The sequence below is a fragment of the Azospirillum humicireducens genome, assembly GCF_001639105.2.
In the GTDB taxonomy this organism is placed as follows: domain Bacteria; phylum Pseudomonadota; class Alphaproteobacteria; order Azospirillales; family Azospirillaceae; genus Azospirillum; species Azospirillum humicireducens.
In genome coordinates, this window is record NZ_CP015285.1 from 73,781 (window position 1) to 91,725 (window position 17,945).

Consider the following 17,945-nt stretch of genomic DNA (forward strand, 5'->3'; position numbering starts at 1 on the left):
GCAGGGCGAAGAGTGAGGGGAAACGCGCGTGGCACAAAAGAAGCGCATCTACCTGATCGAGGACGAGGCCGACATCCGCCGGCTGGTGAAAGAGGTGCTGGAGGGGTACGGCTACGAGGTGTCCTGCTGGGCCAGCGGGCGGGAGGCGCGGGCCGCGATCCAGCGTCAGGCCCCCGACCTCTGTCTTGTCGATCTCGGTCTGCCGGACATGGATGGGCTGACCCTGGTTCGCGAGCTGTGGGAGGATGTCCGCTTCGGGGTGATCATCCTGTCCGGGCGCGGCGGCACCTCCGACCGGATCCTCGGGCTGGAGTTGGGCGCCGACGATTACATCGTGAAGCCCTTTGAGCCGCGGGAACTGGTCGCCCGCGTCAACAGCGCCATCCGCCGCCGCGAACAGCTGGCCGGCGCCACGGCTGCGACGGAGACCGCGCGGGCGCGCTTCGGCAATTGGGTCTTCGACCTCGGCAACCTGACGCTGAGCGCCGATGACGGCCGTCAGGAGAGCCTGACCGCGGCGGAGGCCTCGCTGCTGCTGACCTTGCTGAAGGCGCCCAAGCGCGTGCTGTCGCGCGAGCATCTGCAGGGCCCCGACCAGGACCGCGACGATTTTCCCTACGACCGCAGCATCGATGTCCGCGTGTCGCGCATCCGCAAGAAGATCGAGGAGGATCCCCGCGCGCCGCGGCTGATCAAGACGGTCTATGGCGCCGGATACCTGTTCGCCGGCGACGTGACCTGGCTGCGGTGACCGGGAGGAGGGTGAACGGGGCACCTCGTTTGCCCGGTGCCGAACCACCACCAATAACAATTGGTCATAATCCAGAGAAAGTTGCGCAAAGCTGATCTGGTACAGGCTGTTTCCAACACAGCCGCGTCCAATGCCGGCGCGTAACAAGAACCCCTGGGGAGAACGGTCCGATGAATGCACCTGCCGCCGCAGTCGACGCCAGCGTCAACCCGTATGAGCGCGACCTCGACCGCAACGCCGCCAATTTTGTCGCCCTGACGCCGCTGACGTTCCTGGAGCGCGCCGCTTCCGTGTGGCCCGACCGGTTGGCGGTCGTCCATGGCCCGGTCCGCCGGACCTGGGCCGAGACCTTCGGCCGCGTGCGCCGTCTGGCCGCGGCGCTGGCGAATGTGGGTATCGGCAAGGGCGACACCGTCGCCATGCTGGCCGCCAACACGCCCGAGCTGTTCGAAGCGCATTTCGGCGTGCCGCTGGCCGGCGCCGTGCTGAACGCCGTCAACACCCGCCTGGATGCCGAGGCCATCGCCTTCATCCTGAAGCATGGCGAGGCGAAGATCCTGATCGTCGACCGCGAGTTCTCCGGCGTCGCGAAGAAGGCGCTGGCCCTGCTCGACGCGCCGATCCCGGTGGTGGACATCGACGATCCGACCTACAGCGGCGGCGAGCTGATCGGCGACCGCGATTATGAAGCCTTCATCAGCGATGTCGGTGCCGAGCATCCCTGGACCCTGCCGGCCGACGAATGGCAGGCCATCGCGCTGAACTATACCTCCGGCACCACCGGCAACCCGAAGGGCGTCGTCTATCACCACCGCGGCGCCTATCTGAACGCGGTGTCGAACGCGCTGTCCTGGAACATGGGCGACGCGCCCGTGTATCTGTGGACGCTGCCGATGTTCCACTGCAACGGCTGGTGCTTCCCCTGGACCATCGCGGTCACCGCCGGCACCGCGATCTGCCTGCGTCAGGTCCGCCCGGACGCCGTTCTGAAGTTGATCCGCGAGGAGCGGGTGACCAACTTCTGCGGTGCGCCCATCGTTTTGAACATGCTGAACAATGCGCCGGCCGAGTTGAAGCAGGGCATCGGGCAGACGGTGAAGGTGATGGTGGCCGGCGCCGCCCCGCCCGCCGCCGTCATCGCCGGCATGGAGCGCATGGGCTGGGAAGTCACCCATGTCTACGGCCTGACCGAATGCTACGGCCCGACCGTGGTCTGCGTCTGGCACGATCGCTGGGATGGCCTGTCGCTGGACGAGAAGGCGGCGATCAAGGCCCGCCAGGGCGTGCGTGGCCCGATGCTGGAGGCGGTGATCGTCGCCGATCCCTTCACGCTGGAGCCGGTGCCGAAGGATGGCCGCACGATGGGCGAGATCATGATGCGCGGCAACAACGTCATGAAGGGGTATCTGAAGAACCCCAAGGCGACCGAGGAGGCCTTCGCCGGCGGTTGGTTCCACACCGGCGACCTCGCCGTCTGGCACGAGGACGGCTATGTCGAGATCAAGGACCGCTCGAAGGACATCATCATCTCCGGCGGCGAGAACATCTCGTCCATCGAGGTGGAGGACGTCCTCTACAAGCATCCGGAGGTGCTGGAGGCCGCCGTCGTTGCCCGCCATGACGAGAAGTGGGGCGAGACGCCCTGCGCCTTCGTCACCCTGAAGGACGGCGCCACCGCGACCGAGGCCGACATCATCGCCTTCTGCCGGTCGCACATGGCCCACTTCAAGTGCCCGCGCACCGTGGTGTTCGGCCCGCTGCCGAAGACCTCGACGGGCAAGATCCAGAAATACGTCCTGCGCAAGCAGACCGAGGGGCTGTAACAGCCTAAGCCGCTTACCCCCACCCGAACCCTCCCCCGCTGGGCGGGGGAGGGAACTGCCGCCGCTTTCCGGCTAGAGCACCTAAATCCCCCTCTCCCGCCCAGCGGGGGAGGGCCGGGGTGGGGGCAAGCGCCCCGCCATGCCCGCACGCCGCCCAATTTCAAAGGGACCCGCGCCATGAAGATCCTCTGCGCCGTGAAGCGCGTCGTCGATTACAACGTCAAGATCCGGGTCAAGACCGACCAGTCCGGCGTCGAGACGTCCAACGTGAAGTTCTCGATGAACCCCTTCGACGAGATCGCCGTCGAGGAGGCCGTCCGCCTGAAGGAGGCCGGCACCGCGACCGAGATCGTCGTCGTCTCCGTCGGCCCGGCCCAGACGCAGGAGACGCTCCGCACCGCGCTCGCCATGGGGGCCGACCGCGCCATCCTGGTCCAGACCGACGTGGCCACCGAACCGCTGGCCGTCGCCAAGGTCCTCAAGGCGCTGGTCGGGAAGGAGGCTCCCGGCCTCGTCATCCTCGGCAAGCAGGCGATCGACGACGACTGCAACCAGACCGGCCAGATGCTGGCGGCGCTGCTCGGCTGGGGCCAGGGCACCTTCGCCTCCAAGGTCGCGCCGGCTGGCGATGCCGTTGCAGTGACACGCGAGATCGACGGCGGGCTTGAGGTCGTGTCGCTGAAGCTGCCGGCGGTGGTTACGGCCGACCTGCGCCTGAACGAGCCGCGCTATGCCTCGCTGCCCAACATCATGAAGGCGAAGAAGAAGCCGCTGGAGACGGTCACGCCGGATGCGCTCGGCGTCGATGTGACCCCGCGCCTGAAGACGCTGAAGGTCGCCGAGCCGGCCAAGCGTCAGGCCGGCATCAAGGTGCCGGACGTCGCCACCCTGGTCGACAAGCTGAAGAACGAGGCGCGGGTGATCTGAGGACTGGTCGTATCGGGGTGCCCTTTCCCAACCCTCCCCCGCTTCGCGGGAGAGGGTTGGGAAAGGGCATTCCAAGCAGACACCTCGCCACCCTCCAACCAAGGACCCGCCCCATGCCCATCCTGATCCTCGCCGACCACGACAACGCCAGCCTCAAGCCCGCCACCGCCCACGCAGTCACCGCCGCCGCCAAGCTGGGCGGCGACATCCACCTCCTGGTCGCCGGCCGCAACGCCGCCCCCGCCGCCGAGCAGGCCGCCAAGCTGGCCGGCGTCGCCAAGGTGCTGCTCGCCGACGATGCAGCCTACGAGCATGCCCTGGCCGAGCCGGTGGCAGCATTGCTGGTGTCGCTCGCCCCCGGTTACAGCCATCTCCTCGCCGCCGCCACCTCGGTGGGCAAGAATGTGCTGCCGCGCGTCGCCGCCTTGCTCGACGTGGCGATGATCTCCGACATCACCGCCGTGGTCTCCGCCGATACCTTCGAGCGGCCGATCTATGCCGGCAACGCCATCGCCACCGTGCAGTCGGCCGACGCCGTAAAGGTCGTCACCGTCCGCACCACTGCATTCGAGGCTGCCGCCGCCACCAACGCCGCCCCGGTCGAGAGCATCGCTGCCGCCACCGACCCCGGCCTGTCCAGCTTCGTCTCGGCCGAGCTGTCGAAGTCGGAGCGTCCGGAGCTGACCTCGGCCCGGATCGTCATCTCCGGTGGGCGCGGCATGCAGTCGGGCGACAATTTCCACCTGCTGGAGGCCATCGCTGACAAGCTGGGCGCCGCGGTGGGCGCCAGCCGTGCAGCGGTCGATGCCGGCTTCGTTCCGAACGACTATCAGGTCGGCCAGACCGGCAAGATCGTGGCGCCGGATCTCTATGTCGCCGTCGGCATCTCGGGCGCCATCCAGCATCTGGCCGGCATGAAGGACAGCAAGATCATCGTCGCCATCAACAAGGACGAGGAGGCGCCGATCTTCCAGGTCGCCGACTACGGCCTCGTCGCCGACCTGTTCAAGGCCCTGCCGGAGCTGCAGCAGGCCGTCTGATCCCGTTCATTTCCTCCGCCACCCGAAGAGGTCCCCCATGACCGCCGCCGCGATCCCCTATAGCCCGCCGTTGAAAGAGATCCGCTTCGTCCTCGACCACCTCGCCGGCATGGCCGACGTGGCGGCTCTGCCGGGTTTCGAGGATGCCAGCCCCGACATGGTGGACAGCATCCTGGGCGAGGCGGCGAAGATCGCCGAGAACGTCCTGGCCCCGCTGAACCGCATCGGCGATGTCCAGGGGGCCAGGCTCGACGCCGACGGCATCGCCCGCACGGCGGAGGGCTGGGGGGCGGCGTGGCAGGCGCTGGTCGAGGGCGGCTGGAACGGGCTGCCCTTCGACCCGGCACGCGGCGGCATGGGGCTACCCAACCTGCTGAATACCGCGGTGCAGGAGATGTGGCATTCCGCCAACATGGCCTTCGCGCTCTGCCCGATGCTGACGCAAGGGGCTGTGAACGCGGTTCAGCTCTATGGCTCCGACGCGCTGAAGGACCTCTATTTGCCCAAGATGATCTCGGGCGAGTGGACCGGCACCATGAACATCACCGAGCCGCAGGCGGGGTCCGACCTTGCCGCCACGCGGTCTCGCGCGGTTCCGAACGGCGACCATTACCTTGTCAGCGGGCAGAAGATCTTCATCACCTATGGCGACCATGACCTGACGGAGAACATCGTCCATCTGGTGCTGGCCCGCCTGCCCGATGCGCCTCCGGGCGTTAAGGGCATCAGCCTGTTCGTCGTGCCGAAATTCCTGGTCAACGCCGACGGCAGCCTGGGCGCCCGCAATCAGGTGAAATGCGTGTCGCTGGAGCACAAGCTGGGCATCCACGGCAGCCCGACCGCCGTGCTGTCCTTCGGCGACGAGGGCGGGGCGACCGGCTTCCTGGTGGGCGAGCCGAACCGCGGCCTGGAATACATGTTCGCCATGATGAACCATGCCCGGCTGAACGTCGCCATGCAGGGCCTGTCGATTGCCGAGCGCGCCTACCAGCAGGCGCTGGCCTATGCCCGTGACCGCGTGCAGGGCAAGCCGCTGGGCTGGACCGAGGGCCAGTCGAAGGGCATCGTCAACCATCCCGACGTCCGCCGCCTGCTGATGGGCATGAAGGCGCGGATCGAGGCGATGCGTGGCATCCTCTACACCGCCGCCGCCGCGGTCGACGTGGCGCATCACCATGCCGACGAGGCCACCCGTGCCCGCGCCGCCCTGCTGGTCGATCTGCTGACCCCCATCGCCAAGGGCTGGTGCACCGAGACCGGCCAGCAGCTGGCGTCGGACGGCGTGCAGGTCCATGGCGGCATGGGCTTCATCGAGGAGACGGGGGCCGCCCAGCATCTGCGCGACGCCCGCATCACCACGATCTACGAGGGCACGACCGCCATCCAGGCTAACGACCTGATCAACCGCAAGCTCCTGCGCGACGGCGGGGCGACCGCCAACGGCCTGCTGGACGAGATCTCGGCGCTGGGCGGCGAGCTGTCCGGCCACGCTGATGAGGCGTTGCGCGTCACCGGGGCGGAACTGGTCAGCGCGGTCCGTGAGGCCAAGCAGGCGATTGCCTGGGTGCTGACCGCGGCGAAGCAGGACCCGCGCCTGCCGGCTGCCGCATCGGTGACTCTGCTGGAACTGATGGGCGTGGTCGCCGGCGGCTGGCAGCTGGCCCGCGCCGCCAAGGTCGCGGTGGAGCGGCTGGCGCAGCGCGACGCCGATGCCGCCTTCCTGTCGGCCAAGCCGCTCACCGCCCGCTTCTACGCCACCCATGTTCTGCCGAAGGCGGCGGCGCTGCGGGCGACCGTGGTCAACGGCTCCGCGAGCGTGATGGCGCTGAGCGAGGAGCAGCTGTTCGGCGCGGCTTGACGGGGGGGCGCTTGCCGGTTGGTGCCGGGGCCTTTGGCCCTTTGGTGGGAGTCGCGGGCGGTTGGGGGACCTCCCGCCACTGCCCCGGCGCCAGCCCGTCCAGCGTCCAATCGCCGATGGACCAGCGGATTAGCCGCAGGGTGGGGAAGCCGACCGCAGCGGTCATGCGGCGGACCTGCCGGTTGCGTCCTTCGCGCAAGGTCAGCGCTATCCAGCTGGTGGGGATGGCTGCGCGGTAGCGCACCGGCGGATCGCGCGGCCACAGCGACTCCGGCTCCTCCATCCGCAGCACCTCGGCCGGCAGGGTGGGGCCGTCCTTCAGCGTGACGCTGCGGCGCAGCGTCTCCAGCGCCTCGTCGGTCGGGATACCTTCCACCTGCACCCAATAGGTCTTCGGCATCTTGTTGGCCGGCGAGGCGATCCGGGCGATCAGCGGGCCGTCGTCGCTCAGCGCCAGCAGCCCCTCGCTGTCGCGGTCGAGCCGGCCAGCGGCATAGACCCCCTTCACCGGCACCAGCTCCGCCAGGGTCGGGCGGCCCTGGCCGTCGGTGAATTGCGGCAGCACGCCATAGGGCTTGTTCAGCAGGATCAGGCGCGGCACGGGCATGCGTCCTTGTGGATTGCGGAGTTGTGGAAAGGCGCTATCGTTCGCGCCCCAAACACTCACCTACATAGCAGGGGTTCGGCCGTGACGCTTCTGTTCTGCTCCGCCAGCGACAGCGCCGAGGATTGGCGCCGGGAAATCTCCCGCCATCTTCCCAACCTGGAGATGCGCGTCTGGCCCGAGACCGGCGATGTCGCCGACATCGAGGTGGCGGTGGTGTGGAAGCCGCCGGCCGGCATGCTGGCGACCCTGCCCAACCTGAAGCTGATCGTGTCGCTCGGCGCCGGGGTGGAGCCGATCCTGCAGGACCCGACCCTGCCGGATGTGCCGCTGGTGCGCATGGTCGCGGACGGGCTGACCGTCGATATGGCCGGCTATGTCGTTTATCAGGTGCTGTACTGGCACCGTCTGATGGACGAATACGCCGCCCTCCAGGCAGAGGCGCGGTGGGAGCAGCTGGACCATCGCCCGGCCTCCGAGGTGACGGTCGGCTTCCTGGGCATGGGCGAGCTGGGGGCGGCGTCGGCCGGCACGCTGCGGACCCTGGGATACCGCCTGATGGGCTGGAGCCGCAGTCCCAAGAGCATCGAGGGGGTGGAGAGCTTCTCCGGTGCCGATGGGCTGGCGGCGATGCTGCCGCGCTGCGACCAGTTGGTCTGCCTGCTGCCGCTGACCGACGAGACCCGCGGCATCCTGAACGCGACGCTGTTCGCAGCATTGCCCAAGGGGGCGGTGGTCATCAACGCGGCGCGCGGGGGCCATCAGGTCGAGTCGGACCTGCTCGACGCGCTGGAGAGTGGGCATCTGCGCGGCGCCAGCCTGGATGTCTTCGTGAAGGAGCCGCTGCCGGCCGACCATCCGCTCTGGCGCCATCCGAAGGTCCGCGTCACCCCACACGTCGCCGGGGTCACCCACCCGTCGCGCTGCGTCGATCAGGTGGTGGCGGCGGTGACCGCCCTGCGCGAGGGCCGGCCGCTGCCCAATCTGGTGGACCGCAGCCGGGGCTATTGAGTTTAAAGGCAGCCCTTACAGCATCTGGACGGCGATCACCGCCAGCAGGGCCGCGATCACCCACAGGGCGGCGCGGTCCGAGCGGCGGCGGGTTTCCCAGCCGTTCAGCATCTGGCGGACGGTCTGCGGGTGAAGGCGCACGCCGCCTTCCGAGATGTCGCGGGTCACCCGCTCCGCCTCGCTGACCAGGGCCGGGAGGCGGCGGACGGTGGACAGGATGGCGCCGGCATCGTTGATGAACTGCGCCTCCGGTCCGCGGTTCTCGCGCATCCATTCCTCGATCAGCGGCCGGGCCAGCTCCCACATGTTGATGTTGGGGTTCAGCAGCCGGCCGACGCCCTCCGCCGTCAGCATGCTCTTCTGCAGGAGAAGCAGCTGCGGCTGGGTTTCCATCTCGAACTGTTCGGTGACGGCGAACAGCTGGGCCAGCAGCCGGCCGACCGAGATGTCGGCCAGCGGCTTGTTCTGCAACGGCTCGCCGATGGCGCGGCAGGCCTGGGTGAAGATCTCTATGGACTGGTGGCGCGGCACGTAGCCGGCCTCGAAATGCACGACGGCGACGCGGCGGTAATCGCCGGTCAGGAAGCCGATCAGCATGTCGGCGAGGTAATAGCGCGTCTCGCGGTCCAGCCGGCCCATGATGCCGAAATCGACGGCGGTGATGGTGCCCTGTTCGTTGATGAACAGGTTGCCGGGATGCAGATCGGCGTGGAAGAAGCCGTCGCGGAAGACCTGATTGAAGAAGCTGGCCGAGGCCATCGCCAGGATCTCGTCGCGGTCGAAGCCGGCGGCGGAGATGCGGGCCGGCTCGTCCACCTTGAAGCCGCGGATGCGCTCCAGCGTCAGCACCCGGCCGCCGGTCCGCTCCCAATCGACCCGCGGCACGTTGAAGGTGTCATCGTCCTTGAAGTTCGCCGCCAGCTCCGACGCGGCAGCGGCCTCCATCCGCAGATCCATCTCCAGCCGCGAGGTGCGGGCGAAGGTGTCGACCACCTCGACCAGCCGCAGCCGCTTCAACCGGGGCAGCACCCATTGGGCGAGGCCGGCCAGCCGGTAGAACAGGTCGATGTCGCGTTCGAAGGCCTCTTCGATGCCCGGACGCAGCACCTTGACCGCCACCTCCTGCCCGTCGGCGGTGACGGCGAAATGGACCTGGGCGATGGAGGCGGCGGCGACCGGCTTGTCGTCGAAGCTCTGGAACAGCGCCTGGACCGGCTGGCCGAACTCCGCCTCGATGATGGCGCGGGCCTGATGGGCGGGGAAGGGCGGCAGCTTGTCCTGCAGCTCGGCCAGATCGACCGCCATCCGCTCGCCGACCAGATCGGAGCGGGTGGACAGCAGCTGCCCGAGCTTGATGTAGGTGGGGCCGAGTTCGGCCAGCGCGCGGGCGAGCCGCTCGCCCTCGCGGCCGGGCACGTCCTTGCGGGCGACCCGGCGCCACAGCCAGAGCAGGCCGGGAGCGGTGCCGAGCAGGCTGGTGGGCAGGGCGTCGTGACGGGCGACCGTCCGGCCGATGACGGCCATCCGGATCAGGTTGCGCAGGATACGGAACACGGGAGCCTAGATCCGCCAGCCGGAATGGATGGCGGCGATCCCGCCCGACAGGTTGCGCACGCGCACGGCACCGAAGCCTGCGGCCTCGATCCGCTTCGCCAGATCGGCCTGCTGCGGGAAGCGGCGGATGCTCTCGGCCAGATAGCGGTAGCTCGCCTCGTCCTTCGCCACCACGCGGCCCATGAAGGGCAGCACCTGGAAGGAATAGACGTCGTACAGCTCACGCAGCACCGGCAGCACGACGTGGCTGAATTCCAGGCAATAGAACTTGCCGCCCGGCTTCAGGACGCGGTGGGCCTCCTTGATCGCCTCGTCGATGCGGGTGACGTTGCGCAGGCCGAAGGCGATGGTGTAGGCGTCGACCGAGCGCGGGGCGATGGGCAGCTTTTCCGCATCGCCGACCGTCCATTGCACGCCGGACAGGATGTTGCGGTCGATGGCGCGGTCGCGCCCGACCCGGACCATCGCCTCGGTGATGTCGCAGACCACGGCAGCGCCGCCGCCCTTTTTCAGGAAGCGGAAGGCGATGTCGCCGGTGCCGCCCGCCACGTCGAGCAGGGTCATGTCCGGCTTGGGCGCCACCATCTCCATCAGCGTGTCCTTCCACAGCCGATGGATGCCGCCCGACATCAGGTCGTTCATCAGGTCGTAGTTGGTCGCCACGCTGTCGAAGACGGCGCGGACCAGCCCGGACTTGTCGGACGGATCGACGGGGGTGAAGCCGAACCAGTTGCCTTCGGCACCGGACGCGGGCTTTTGCGGGTCGGGGATGTGGTCGCTCATGGCCGGGAAGATAGCGCGGGCAGGGGCCATGCGCCAGCGGGGGCGTGCAATGCGGAAGGCGCTGCGGCGAATGGCGTAGGGGGCGTTGGTGGCGAGATTGAGGGGATGGAACAGTGTGGAACAGTTTTGCGTGTCTGTTCCATGGGGTGCGGTTGGGCGGTGTGCCGACGACACGGTGGGGGATGGAACGGCGTGAAACAGTTTTGCGTGTCTGTTCCATGGGGTGCGATCGGGCGGTCCGCCGGCGACACGGTGGGGATGGAACAGCGTGAAACAGTTTTCGGCCAATGTTCCAACTGACTCTCCATCGCATGGATAGGTCCGAAATCCTAGCATGGGCAGCGCGTTCACGGCAGGGGGATCGGCAAAACAGGTGCCGCCCGACCTTCGCGGCAATGATGGTCGAAGCGGAGTCTTTGGGTCTGCTGCATTGCAGAGGGCCATTCAGCCACATCCCCCTTGCATCCGGCCCTCCCCGCGCGTATAAGCGCATCCTTCCACGGGCGGCGAGGCTGGGCCGTAAGGCTCAGGGCATGCCCACCCGTCCGTTGGAATTCCGCCTCATTTCCATCTAGGAAACGAAAATGCCCAAGCTGAAGACGAAGAGCGGCGCCAAGAAGCGCTTCAAGGTGACCGCCACGGGTAAGGTTCGCGCTCAGGCCGCCTACAAGCGCCACTGCCTGGAACAGAAGTCCCCGAACATGAAGCGCAACGCGCGCGGCATGATGACCCTGTGCGACTCCAACGCCCGCACGGTGCTGAAGAACTGGCTGCGCAACGCCTGATCTCGGCACATCATAGAATTCGGAAGGACTGAACCATGGCTCGTGTTAAGCGCGGCGTCACGACGCACGCCCGTCACCGCAAGATCCTGAAGCTCGCCAAGGGCTACCGGGGTCGCAATTCCAAGAATTTCCGCATTGCGATCGAGAAGGTCGAAAAGGCGCTTCGTTACGCCTACCGCGACCGTCGCAACAAGAAGCGCGATTTCCGCGGCCTGTGGATCCAGCGCATCAACGCCGGTGTCCGTCAGTACGGCCTGACCTACTCGCGCTTCATCAACGGCATCAAGCTGGCCGGCATCGAGATCGACCGCAAGGTTCTGTCCGATCTGGCCGCGCGCGAGCCGGAGGCCTTTAAGACCCTGGTGGACAAGGCCCAGGCCGCGCTCGCCTCCAAGGCCGCCGCGTAACGCGCCTCGCGTTTCCCGAATTCAGGGAACGCTTGCCGTCACGGCGTCAGTTGTAAGAGAAGGGAGCCGGGCCGCTGGGCCGGCTCCCTTTTTCTTTTTGCACCGTTTTCTTCCCCACGCTTGCCGGGAACCGCCATGCTCGACGCGCTGAAAGACGAACTTCTGTCGCAGGTCAACGCCGCCGCCGACCTCTCGGCGCTGGACGAGGTGCGGGTCTCCGCGCTCGGCAAGAAGGGGCGCATCACCGGCTTCATGAAGGAGCTGGGGAACCTCACCCCCGACGAGCGCAAGGAGCGCGGTCAGGCGCTGAACGCGCTGAAGGACGAGATCGCCGCCGCCATCGACGCGCGCAAGGCCGACCTCGCCGCCGCCCACCTGAAGGCGCGGCTGGAGGCCGAGCGGGTCGACGTCACCCTGCCGGTCCGTCCGGAGACCGAAGGGCGCATCCACCCGATCAGCCAGACGATGGACGAGATGATCGCCATCTTCGCCGAGATGGGCTTCTCGGTCGCCGAAGGGCCGGACATCGAGGATGATTTCCACAACTTCACCGCCCTGAACTTCCCGCCCGGCCACCCGGCGCGCGACATGCACGACACCTTCTATCTGCCCGATTCGGGCGATAAGAAGATGCTGCTGCGCACCCACACCAGCCCGGTGCAGGTCCGCACCATGCTGAACAACAAGCCGCCGATCCGCATCGTGGCACCGGGGCGGACCTACCGCTCCGACTACGACATGACCCACACCCCGATGTTCCACCAGATCGAGGGGCTGGTCATCGACGAGGCGACCAACATGGGGCACTTGAAGGGCTGCCTCGTCGAGTTCTGCCGCGCCTTCTTCGACGTGGACGACTTGCCGCTGCGCTTCCGCCCCAGCTTCTTCCCCTTCACCGAACCGTCGGCGGAGGTCGATATCGGCTGCTCCCGCAAGGGCGGCGAGCTGAAGCTGGGCAATTACGGCGACTGGCTGGAGATCCTCGGCTGCGGCATGGTCCATCCGAACGTGCTGGAAGCCTGCGGCATCGACAGCACCAGGTACCAGGGCTTCGCCTTCGGCATGGGGGTGGAGCGCGTGGCGATGCTGAAATACGGCATCCCCGATCTGCGCACCTTCTTCGAAGCCGACCTGCGCTGGCTGAAGCATTACGGCTTCGCCTCGCTCGACATTCCCAACATCGCCCACGGCCTGACGCGCTAAGGAGCCGGACCCATGAAGTTCACGCTGTCCTGGCTGAAGGACCATCTGGAGACCGACGCCTCGCTCGACCAGATCACGGAGAAGCTGACCGCCCTCGGGCTGGAGGTGGAAGGCGTCCATGACCGGTCGAAGGAGCTGGCGCCCTTCCGCGTCGCCCATGTCGTCTCGGCCGAGAAGCACCCGGACGCCGACAAGCTGCGCGTGCTGATGGTCGATACCGGCGCCGGCACCCTGCAGGTGGTCTGCGGCGCCCCGAACGCGCGCGCCGGCATGAAGGGCGTCTTCGCGCCGGAGGGAACCTATGTTCCCGGTTCCGACATCACGCTGAAGAAGGGCGTCATCCGTGGCGTCGAGTCGAACGGCATGATGTGCTCCAAGCGCGAGCTGAAGCTGTCGGACGAGCATGAGGGCATCATCGAGCTGCCGGACGATGCTCCGGTCGGCGCGGCCTTCGCCGACTATGCCGGGCTGAACGATCCGGTCATCGACATCAACCTGACGCCCGACCGCGCCGACTGCGCCGGCGTGCGCGGCATCGCCCGCGATCTCGCCGCCGCCGGCATGGGGAGGCTGAAGCCGCTGACCGAGGGGCGGTTGAACGCCATGCCGGTTCCCGGCGCCTTCAAGAGCCCGATCGGGGTCGAGATCGAGTCGCTGGACGCTTGCCCCTACTATGTCGGCCGTTATTTCCGCGGTGTGAAGAACGGCCCGTCGCCGCAGTGGCTCCAGGACAAGCTGACCGCCATCGGCCTGCGTCCGATCTCCATCCTGGTCGACATCACCAACTACATCACCTTTGACGTGTCCCGTCCGCTGCATGCCTTCGACGCCGACAAGGTCAAGGGCGGCATCGTGGTCCGGCTGGCGCGCGAGGGCGAGACCCTGCCGGCGCTGAACGGCAAGGAATACCAGCTCGACCCGGCGATGACGGTGATCGCCGATCATGAGCGGGCCGAGGCGCTGGGCGGCATCATCGGTGGCGAGACGTCCGGCTGCACCGAGGAGACCACCAACGTCTTCCTCGAAGCCGCGATTTTCGACACCGTGCGCACCGCGCAGACCGGCCGCAGGCTGGGCGTGGAATCGGATGCCCGCTACCGGCTGGAGCGTGGCGTCGATCCCGCCGCGGTGGTCGAGGGGATCGAGCGGGCGACCCGGCTGATCCTCGATCTGTGCGGCGGCGAGGCGTCGGAGATCGTGACGGCGGGGGCCGAGCCGGAGTGGAAGCGCAGCTTGACCCTGCGTCCGGGCCGCGTCGCCGCACTGGGCGGCGTCGAGTTGCCGCGCGACCGTCAGGTGCAGATCCTGACCGATCTGGGCTTCACCCTGGAAGGCGAGGATGCCGAGGGCCGTCTGGTCGTCGGCGTTCCGTCCTGGCGCGCCGATGTCCATGGCGAGGCCGATCTGGTCGAGGAGGTGCTGCGCGTCCACGGCTTCGACGCCATTCCGGCGACGCCGCTGCCGCGCGAGACGGTGCTGACCCGCCCGGCCCTGACGCTGAAGCAGCGCCGCGTCGCGCTGGCCAAGCGCACGCTGGCCGCCCGCGGCCTGTCGGAGGCGGTGACCTGGTCCTTCCTGTCCGGCCCGGTCGCCGAGCTGTTCGGCGGCGGCCAGCCGGGCCTGCGGCTGGTCAACCCGATCAGCAGCGATCTGGACGTCATGCGCCCGTCGGTCCTGCCCAACCTGATCCAGGCCGCCGGCCGCAATGCCGACCGCGGCTTCGCCGACGTGCGCCTGTTCGAGGTCGGGGCGGCCTTCCGAACCCCGGCGCCGGACGGGCAGGATACGGTTGCCGCCGGCATCCGCGCCGGGGCGGCGGTGCCGCGCCATTGGGCGGAGAAGGCCCGCGGCGTCGACGTGTTCGACGCCAAGGCCGATGCGCTGGCGGTGCTGGAGGCGGTCGGCGCCCCGGCCGGCAACCTGCAGGTCACCACCGACGCGCCGGGCTGGTATCATCCCGGCCGCTCCGGTGTGCTGCGGCTCGGCCCCACCGTGATGGCCCGCTTCGGCGAGATCCACCCGTCGGTGTTGGAGACGCTGGGCGTCAAGGGGCCGGTCGTCGGCTTCGAGGTGATGCTCGACGCCGTGCCGCTGCCCAAGAAGAAGGGCGGCACCGCCAAGCCGATGGTCCAGCTCTCCGCCTTCCAGCCGGTGGAGCGCGATTTCGCCTTCGTCGTCGACCGCAAGGTGGAGGCCGACAAGATCCTCCGTGCCGTGAAGGGCGCCGACAAGGCGCTGGTCAAGGATGTCGCGGTGTTCGACGTCTATGAAGGGCCGGGCGTGGGTGAGGGGCGCAAGTCGGTCGCCGTCTCGGTCACCTACCAGCCGACCAGCGCGACTCTGACCGACGAGGCGATCGAGGCGGTCGGCCAGAAGATCGTCGCTGCCGTGGTCAAGGCCACCGGAGGTGGCTTGCGCGCCTGATAAGACGCATCTTTTGGTTGAAGTTAAGATTGAGCAACACAAAGACCCCCCGGCGACGCTGAGGGGTCTTTTTTTTGAAGCGAAAAAAATCGTAGAGAGTCGCTTCTCCGCTACCCGATCATACAAGCATATGATGAATCGCTGATTGAGGAAGCCCGAGTGCTTTCGGTATGGGAAGACCGCGGCACTGTTCGGTACAATTCAATGTTTGACGAAAGCGTGGGGCTCTGTGGAAAGATCGGGCTGCCGGACAATTTGTCTGCGGATGGCCCGCAATTCGACCGATGTCACCCCTATGGCACAGCCAACGTTTCCATTGCCTTGGCGTGTTCGGTGGCAGACACAATGCTGATGATGAAGCTGGGGTAGCCAATGGCTGAGCCGAAAGACGATCAAGCAAACAAGCCGGCGTCGGTAAAACCACTTATCGTTGTTGTCGACGATGACCGGTCGATCGTTGAAGGGCTGGCGATCCTGCTGGACGGCTGGGGATACGAGGTGATGACCGCGGTCAGCGCCGCCGCCCTGGAGGCGCAACTCGGCGGTCTGACCAGGACGCCGAACCTGATCATCGCCGACCACTATCTGCCGGCCGGCCGGACCGGGCGCGAAGTGGTGGAGCGTGTCCGCATCGAAACCGGGCAGCAGATCCCGGCCATCATCCTGACCGGCGACAGCACTCCCGAACGACGGGACGAGGCTGAACTGATGGGCTGCCAACTGCTGTTGAAGCCGGTGCAGGTCGGGCCGCTGCGCGACGCGGTGGAATCGCTTTGCCGTCCCTGAGGAAGCGCCCTTCGTCCGCTGAAAGCGGGATTCCAGCGTCTTCCATGTGATTCACCCGTCATGCGATTCCGCTTGAAGCGATCACACTCTACAGCGTCGTGCGTTTAATATGAAACGCACGACGCTGTAGCTTTATGTTTGGCGATCGGATTCACGCTCCAAATCGATCCCGATTTTACGCGATCCGATCTAGCGAGACGCCGGACCCATCCGGTCGATGTCCGGCAGCACCGCCAGGAAGGCATCGACCACCGCCGGGTCGAACCGCAGCCCCGCCAGCCTCCTGATCTCCGCCACCGTGTCGTCTCGGGACAGTGCCTTGCGGTAGGGGCGGTCGCGCGTCATGGCGTCAAAGGCGTCTGCGACCGCGACGATGCGGGCGCACAGCGGGATCGCGGCCCCGGTGCGGCCGTCGGGATAGCCGGTGCCGTCCCAATTCTCGTGATGCCAGCGCGCCACCGCCGCCCCCAGATGCAGATGGGTCGGGCCGTCGGCCAAGTGGCTCGCCTGGTTCAGCAAGGCGGCGCCGGCCACCGTGTGGGTCTGCATAAGGCTGCGTTCCGTCGGGTCGAGGGGACCTGGCTTCGACAGGATCTCCGGATTGACGGCAGCGTTGCCGATGTCGTGCAGGATCGCCGCCAGCCCGATGATCTCCAGCGTCGCTTCGTCCAGCGACTCGGAGAACAGCCCTTCTGCATGCAGGCGGCGGGCAATGCATTCGGTGATTGCCGCGATGCGCAGCGAGCGGCTGAAGCGTCCGCCCTCCCCCCTCTCCGCAGCCGACCCGTCCAGGATCAACGCGCTGCTCCCGGATTCGGCGAGGTCGGCCAGTGCCGCCAGTGTGCCCTGCTGCGCCCGGTAGAGCTGTTCGTAATGGTGCAGGTTGTCGAACCCGACGGAAATCTTGCCGCAGAACACCTCGATCAGCTTGCGGTCCAGGTCGGACAGCGGCCGGTTGGAGCGCAGGTAGACCACCGTCTCGCGGTCGTTCGGCGTGCGGATATAGAGCGTGCAGTGGTCGCCGGCATAAAGGTGCGTTCGCTGTTCCAGACAGGCAGTCACCGCCGTCAGCACCGCCGGGTCGACATGGCCGGCGGCGGGCTCGTTGATGAGATCCTCGTACCGGCCGGAACCGGCCAGCACATAGAGGCCATTGCCGCCGCAGCCGTTGCCGTTGCTGCCGCTGAAGGCCGGGTTGCAGCTACCCTGGCCGCCGGAACCGCCGCGCTGCACGCAGAGGATCGCGTCCGGCCCCACCCCCAGCAGGCCCGACAGCTGGGTCAGCACGCCGGCGGCGAACAGCTTCATCGAGCGGGCGCGGAACAGCGACGACGACGCCTCGATGATCTTTTCCAGACCGCGGCGGTTGGCGTCGATCGCCACGATATCCTCGTAGGACCGCAGCGCCGCGACCGTGGTGGTGAACAGCTGCTGGGCGGTCAGCTGGGTCTTCGCCTTGTAGTCGTTGATGTCGTAATCGAGGATCACCGCCCGTTCCGGCGCCTGTCCCGGCTGGCCGGTGCGCAGGATGATGCGGACGTTGCGGTTCCGCAGCTCCTCGCGGATGTGGTGGACCAGCCGCAGGCCGGCATCCTCCGTCTCCATCACCACGTCCAGCAGGATCAGCGCGATGTCGCTTTCCTGCGCCAGGATCCGCCGGGCCTCCGCCGCCGAATGGGCGGACAGGAAGCGTGCCTTGCGTCCCTTGTAGGCGAAGTCGGACAGCACGAGCTTGGTGATCGAATGGACCTCCGGCTCGTCGTCGACGATCAGCATGGTCCAGCGGTTGCCGGGATCCCGGTCTTCCGGCGGACCGGCAGCGGGAGCCGCATCGTCGAGGAACACCAGATCCTCGTCGCCACTGTCCGGGACGCCGGTATCCGGCGGGGGATCGGGCTTCGCGTCGTCTTCTGGTTCGGTCGGGTCGGCGTTGGTCATGGCTCTTCGTTCGTGAAGGGGTCATGAGGGAGGGCGCGGCCGGCCCGTCTG

General features: G+C 67.5%; 15 protein-coding genes. 11 read left to right on the forward strand and 4 right to left on the reverse strand.

Annotated elements, in window-relative coordinates; translation table 11 throughout:
• Nucleotides 1–28: 28 nt before the first annotated feature.
• From A6A40_RS00340 to A6A40_RS00360, 5 genes are all read left to right on the forward strand, one after another.
• Complete coding sequence (locus A6A40_RS00340) at nucleotides 29–751, forward strand: response regulator transcription factor (RefSeq protein ID WP_063633523.1); 723 nt, start codon at nucleotides 29–31, stop codon at nucleotides 749–751.
• Between the two features lie 170 nt (nucleotides 752–921).
• Nucleotides 922–2,574, forward strand: a complete 1,653-nt coding sequence (locus A6A40_RS00345; protein ID WP_063633525.1) for an acyl-CoA synthetase — start codon at nucleotides 922–924, stop codon at nucleotides 2,572–2,574.
• A 177-nt stretch (nucleotides 2,575–2,751) separates the two neighbouring features.
• On the forward strand, nucleotides 2,752–3,501 hold the full coding sequence (locus A6A40_RS00350; RefSeq protein ID WP_063633528.1) for an electron transfer flavoprotein subunit beta/FixA family protein: 750 nt from the start codon (nucleotides 2,752–2,754) through the stop codon (nucleotides 3,499–3,501).
• Nucleotides 3,502–3,614: 113 nt separating this feature from the next.
• Entirely contained in the window at nucleotides 3,615–4,541 is a 927-nt protein-coding gene (locus tag A6A40_RS00355; RefSeq protein WP_063633531.1) for an electron transfer flavoprotein subunit alpha/FixB family protein, read from the forward strand.
• 37 nt (nucleotides 4,542–4,578) lie between these two features.
• Nucleotides 4,579–6,399, forward strand: a complete 1,821-nt coding sequence (locus tag A6A40_RS00360; RefSeq protein WP_063633533.1) for an acyl-CoA dehydrogenase C-terminal domain-containing protein — start codon at nucleotides 4,579–4,581, stop codon at nucleotides 6,397–6,399.
• On the opposite strand, the gene A6A40_RS00365 is transcribed toward A6A40_RS00360, so the two are convergent.
• On the reverse strand, nucleotides 6,341–7,000 hold the full coding sequence (locus tag A6A40_RS00365; RefSeq protein ID WP_063636047.1) for a pseudouridine synthase: 660 nt from the start codon (nucleotides 6,998–7,000) through the stop codon (nucleotides 6,341–6,343). The two genes, A6A40_RS00360 and A6A40_RS00365, sit on opposite strands and share 59 nt — an antisense overlap.
• Nucleotides 7,001–7,087: 87 nt before the next feature.
• Here A6A40_RS00365 and A6A40_RS00370 point away from each other — a divergent pair, with 87 nt between their 5' ends.
• Entirely contained in the window at nucleotides 7,088–8,014 is a 927-nt protein-coding gene (locus A6A40_RS00370; RefSeq protein WP_063633535.1) for a 2-hydroxyacid dehydrogenase, read from the forward strand.
• A 15-nt stretch (nucleotides 8,015–8,029) separates the two neighbouring features.
• Here the strand turns inward: A6A40_RS00370 and ubiB are convergent, their stop codons facing one another.
• On the reverse strand, nucleotides 8,030–9,568 hold the full coding sequence (gene ubiB / locus A6A40_RS00375; RefSeq protein WP_063633538.1) for a 2-polyprenylphenol 6-hydroxylase: 1,539 nt from the start codon (nucleotides 9,566–9,568) through the stop codon (nucleotides 8,030–8,032).
• A 6-nt stretch (nucleotides 9,569–9,574) separates the two neighbouring features.
• Nucleotides 9,575–10,351, reverse strand: coding sequence for a class I SAM-dependent methyltransferase (locus A6A40_RS00380; RefSeq protein ID WP_063633541.1), 777 nt, complete (start codon nucleotides 10,349–10,351; stop codon nucleotides 9,575–9,577).
• 584 nt (nucleotides 10,352–10,935) lie between these two features.
• Here A6A40_RS00380 and rpmI point away from each other — a divergent pair.
• The 5 genes from rpmI to A6A40_RS00405 all read left to right on the forward strand — a co-directional run bounded on the left by rpmI (nucleotide 10,936) and on the right by A6A40_RS00405 (nucleotide 15,956).
• A complete protein-coding gene (gene rpmI / locus A6A40_RS00385) occupies nucleotides 10,936–11,136 on the forward strand; it encodes a 50S ribosomal protein L35 (RefSeq protein WP_012975158.1) in 201 nt (66 codons plus the stop codon).
• 35 nt (nucleotides 11,137–11,171) lie between these two features.
• Nucleotides 11,172–11,543 (forward strand): 50S ribosomal protein L20, encoded by a 372-nt coding sequence (gene rplT / locus A6A40_RS00390; RefSeq protein ID WP_012975157.1) that lies wholly within the window; start codon nucleotides 11,172–11,174, stop codon nucleotides 11,541–11,543.
• A gap of 135 nt (nucleotides 11,544–11,678) precedes the next feature.
• The gene (pheS, locus tag A6A40_RS00395; RefSeq protein ID WP_063633542.1) at nucleotides 11,679–12,746 is read left to right on the forward strand and encodes a phenylalanine--tRNA ligase subunit alpha; all 1,068 of its coding nucleotides are present in this window, start codon (nucleotides 11,679–11,681) and stop codon (nucleotides 12,744–12,746) included.
• Between the two features lie 12 nt (nucleotides 12,747–12,758).
• Complete coding sequence (gene pheT, locus A6A40_RS00400) at nucleotides 12,759–15,170, forward strand: phenylalanine--tRNA ligase subunit beta (protein ID WP_063633544.1); 2,412 nt, start codon at nucleotides 12,759–12,761, stop codon at nucleotides 15,168–15,170.
• A 372-nt stretch (nucleotides 15,171–15,542) separates the two neighbouring features.
• Nucleotides 15,543–15,956 carry a response regulator gene (locus tag A6A40_RS00405; protein WP_063633547.1) on the forward strand — a complete coding sequence of 138 codons (414 nt, stop codon included), beginning with the start codon at nucleotides 15,543–15,545 and terminating at the stop codon, nucleotides 15,954–15,956.
• Between the two features lie 189 nt (nucleotides 15,957–16,145).
• Here A6A40_RS00405 and A6A40_RS00410 read toward each other — a convergent pair whose 3' ends face one another.
• The gene (locus A6A40_RS00410) at nucleotides 16,146–17,894 is read right to left on the reverse strand and encodes a DUF3369 domain-containing protein (RefSeq protein WP_063633556.1); all 1,749 of its coding nucleotides are present in this window, start codon (nucleotides 17,892–17,894) and stop codon (nucleotides 16,146–16,148) included.
• Between the last annotated feature and the right edge of the window lie 51 nt (nucleotides 17,895–17,945).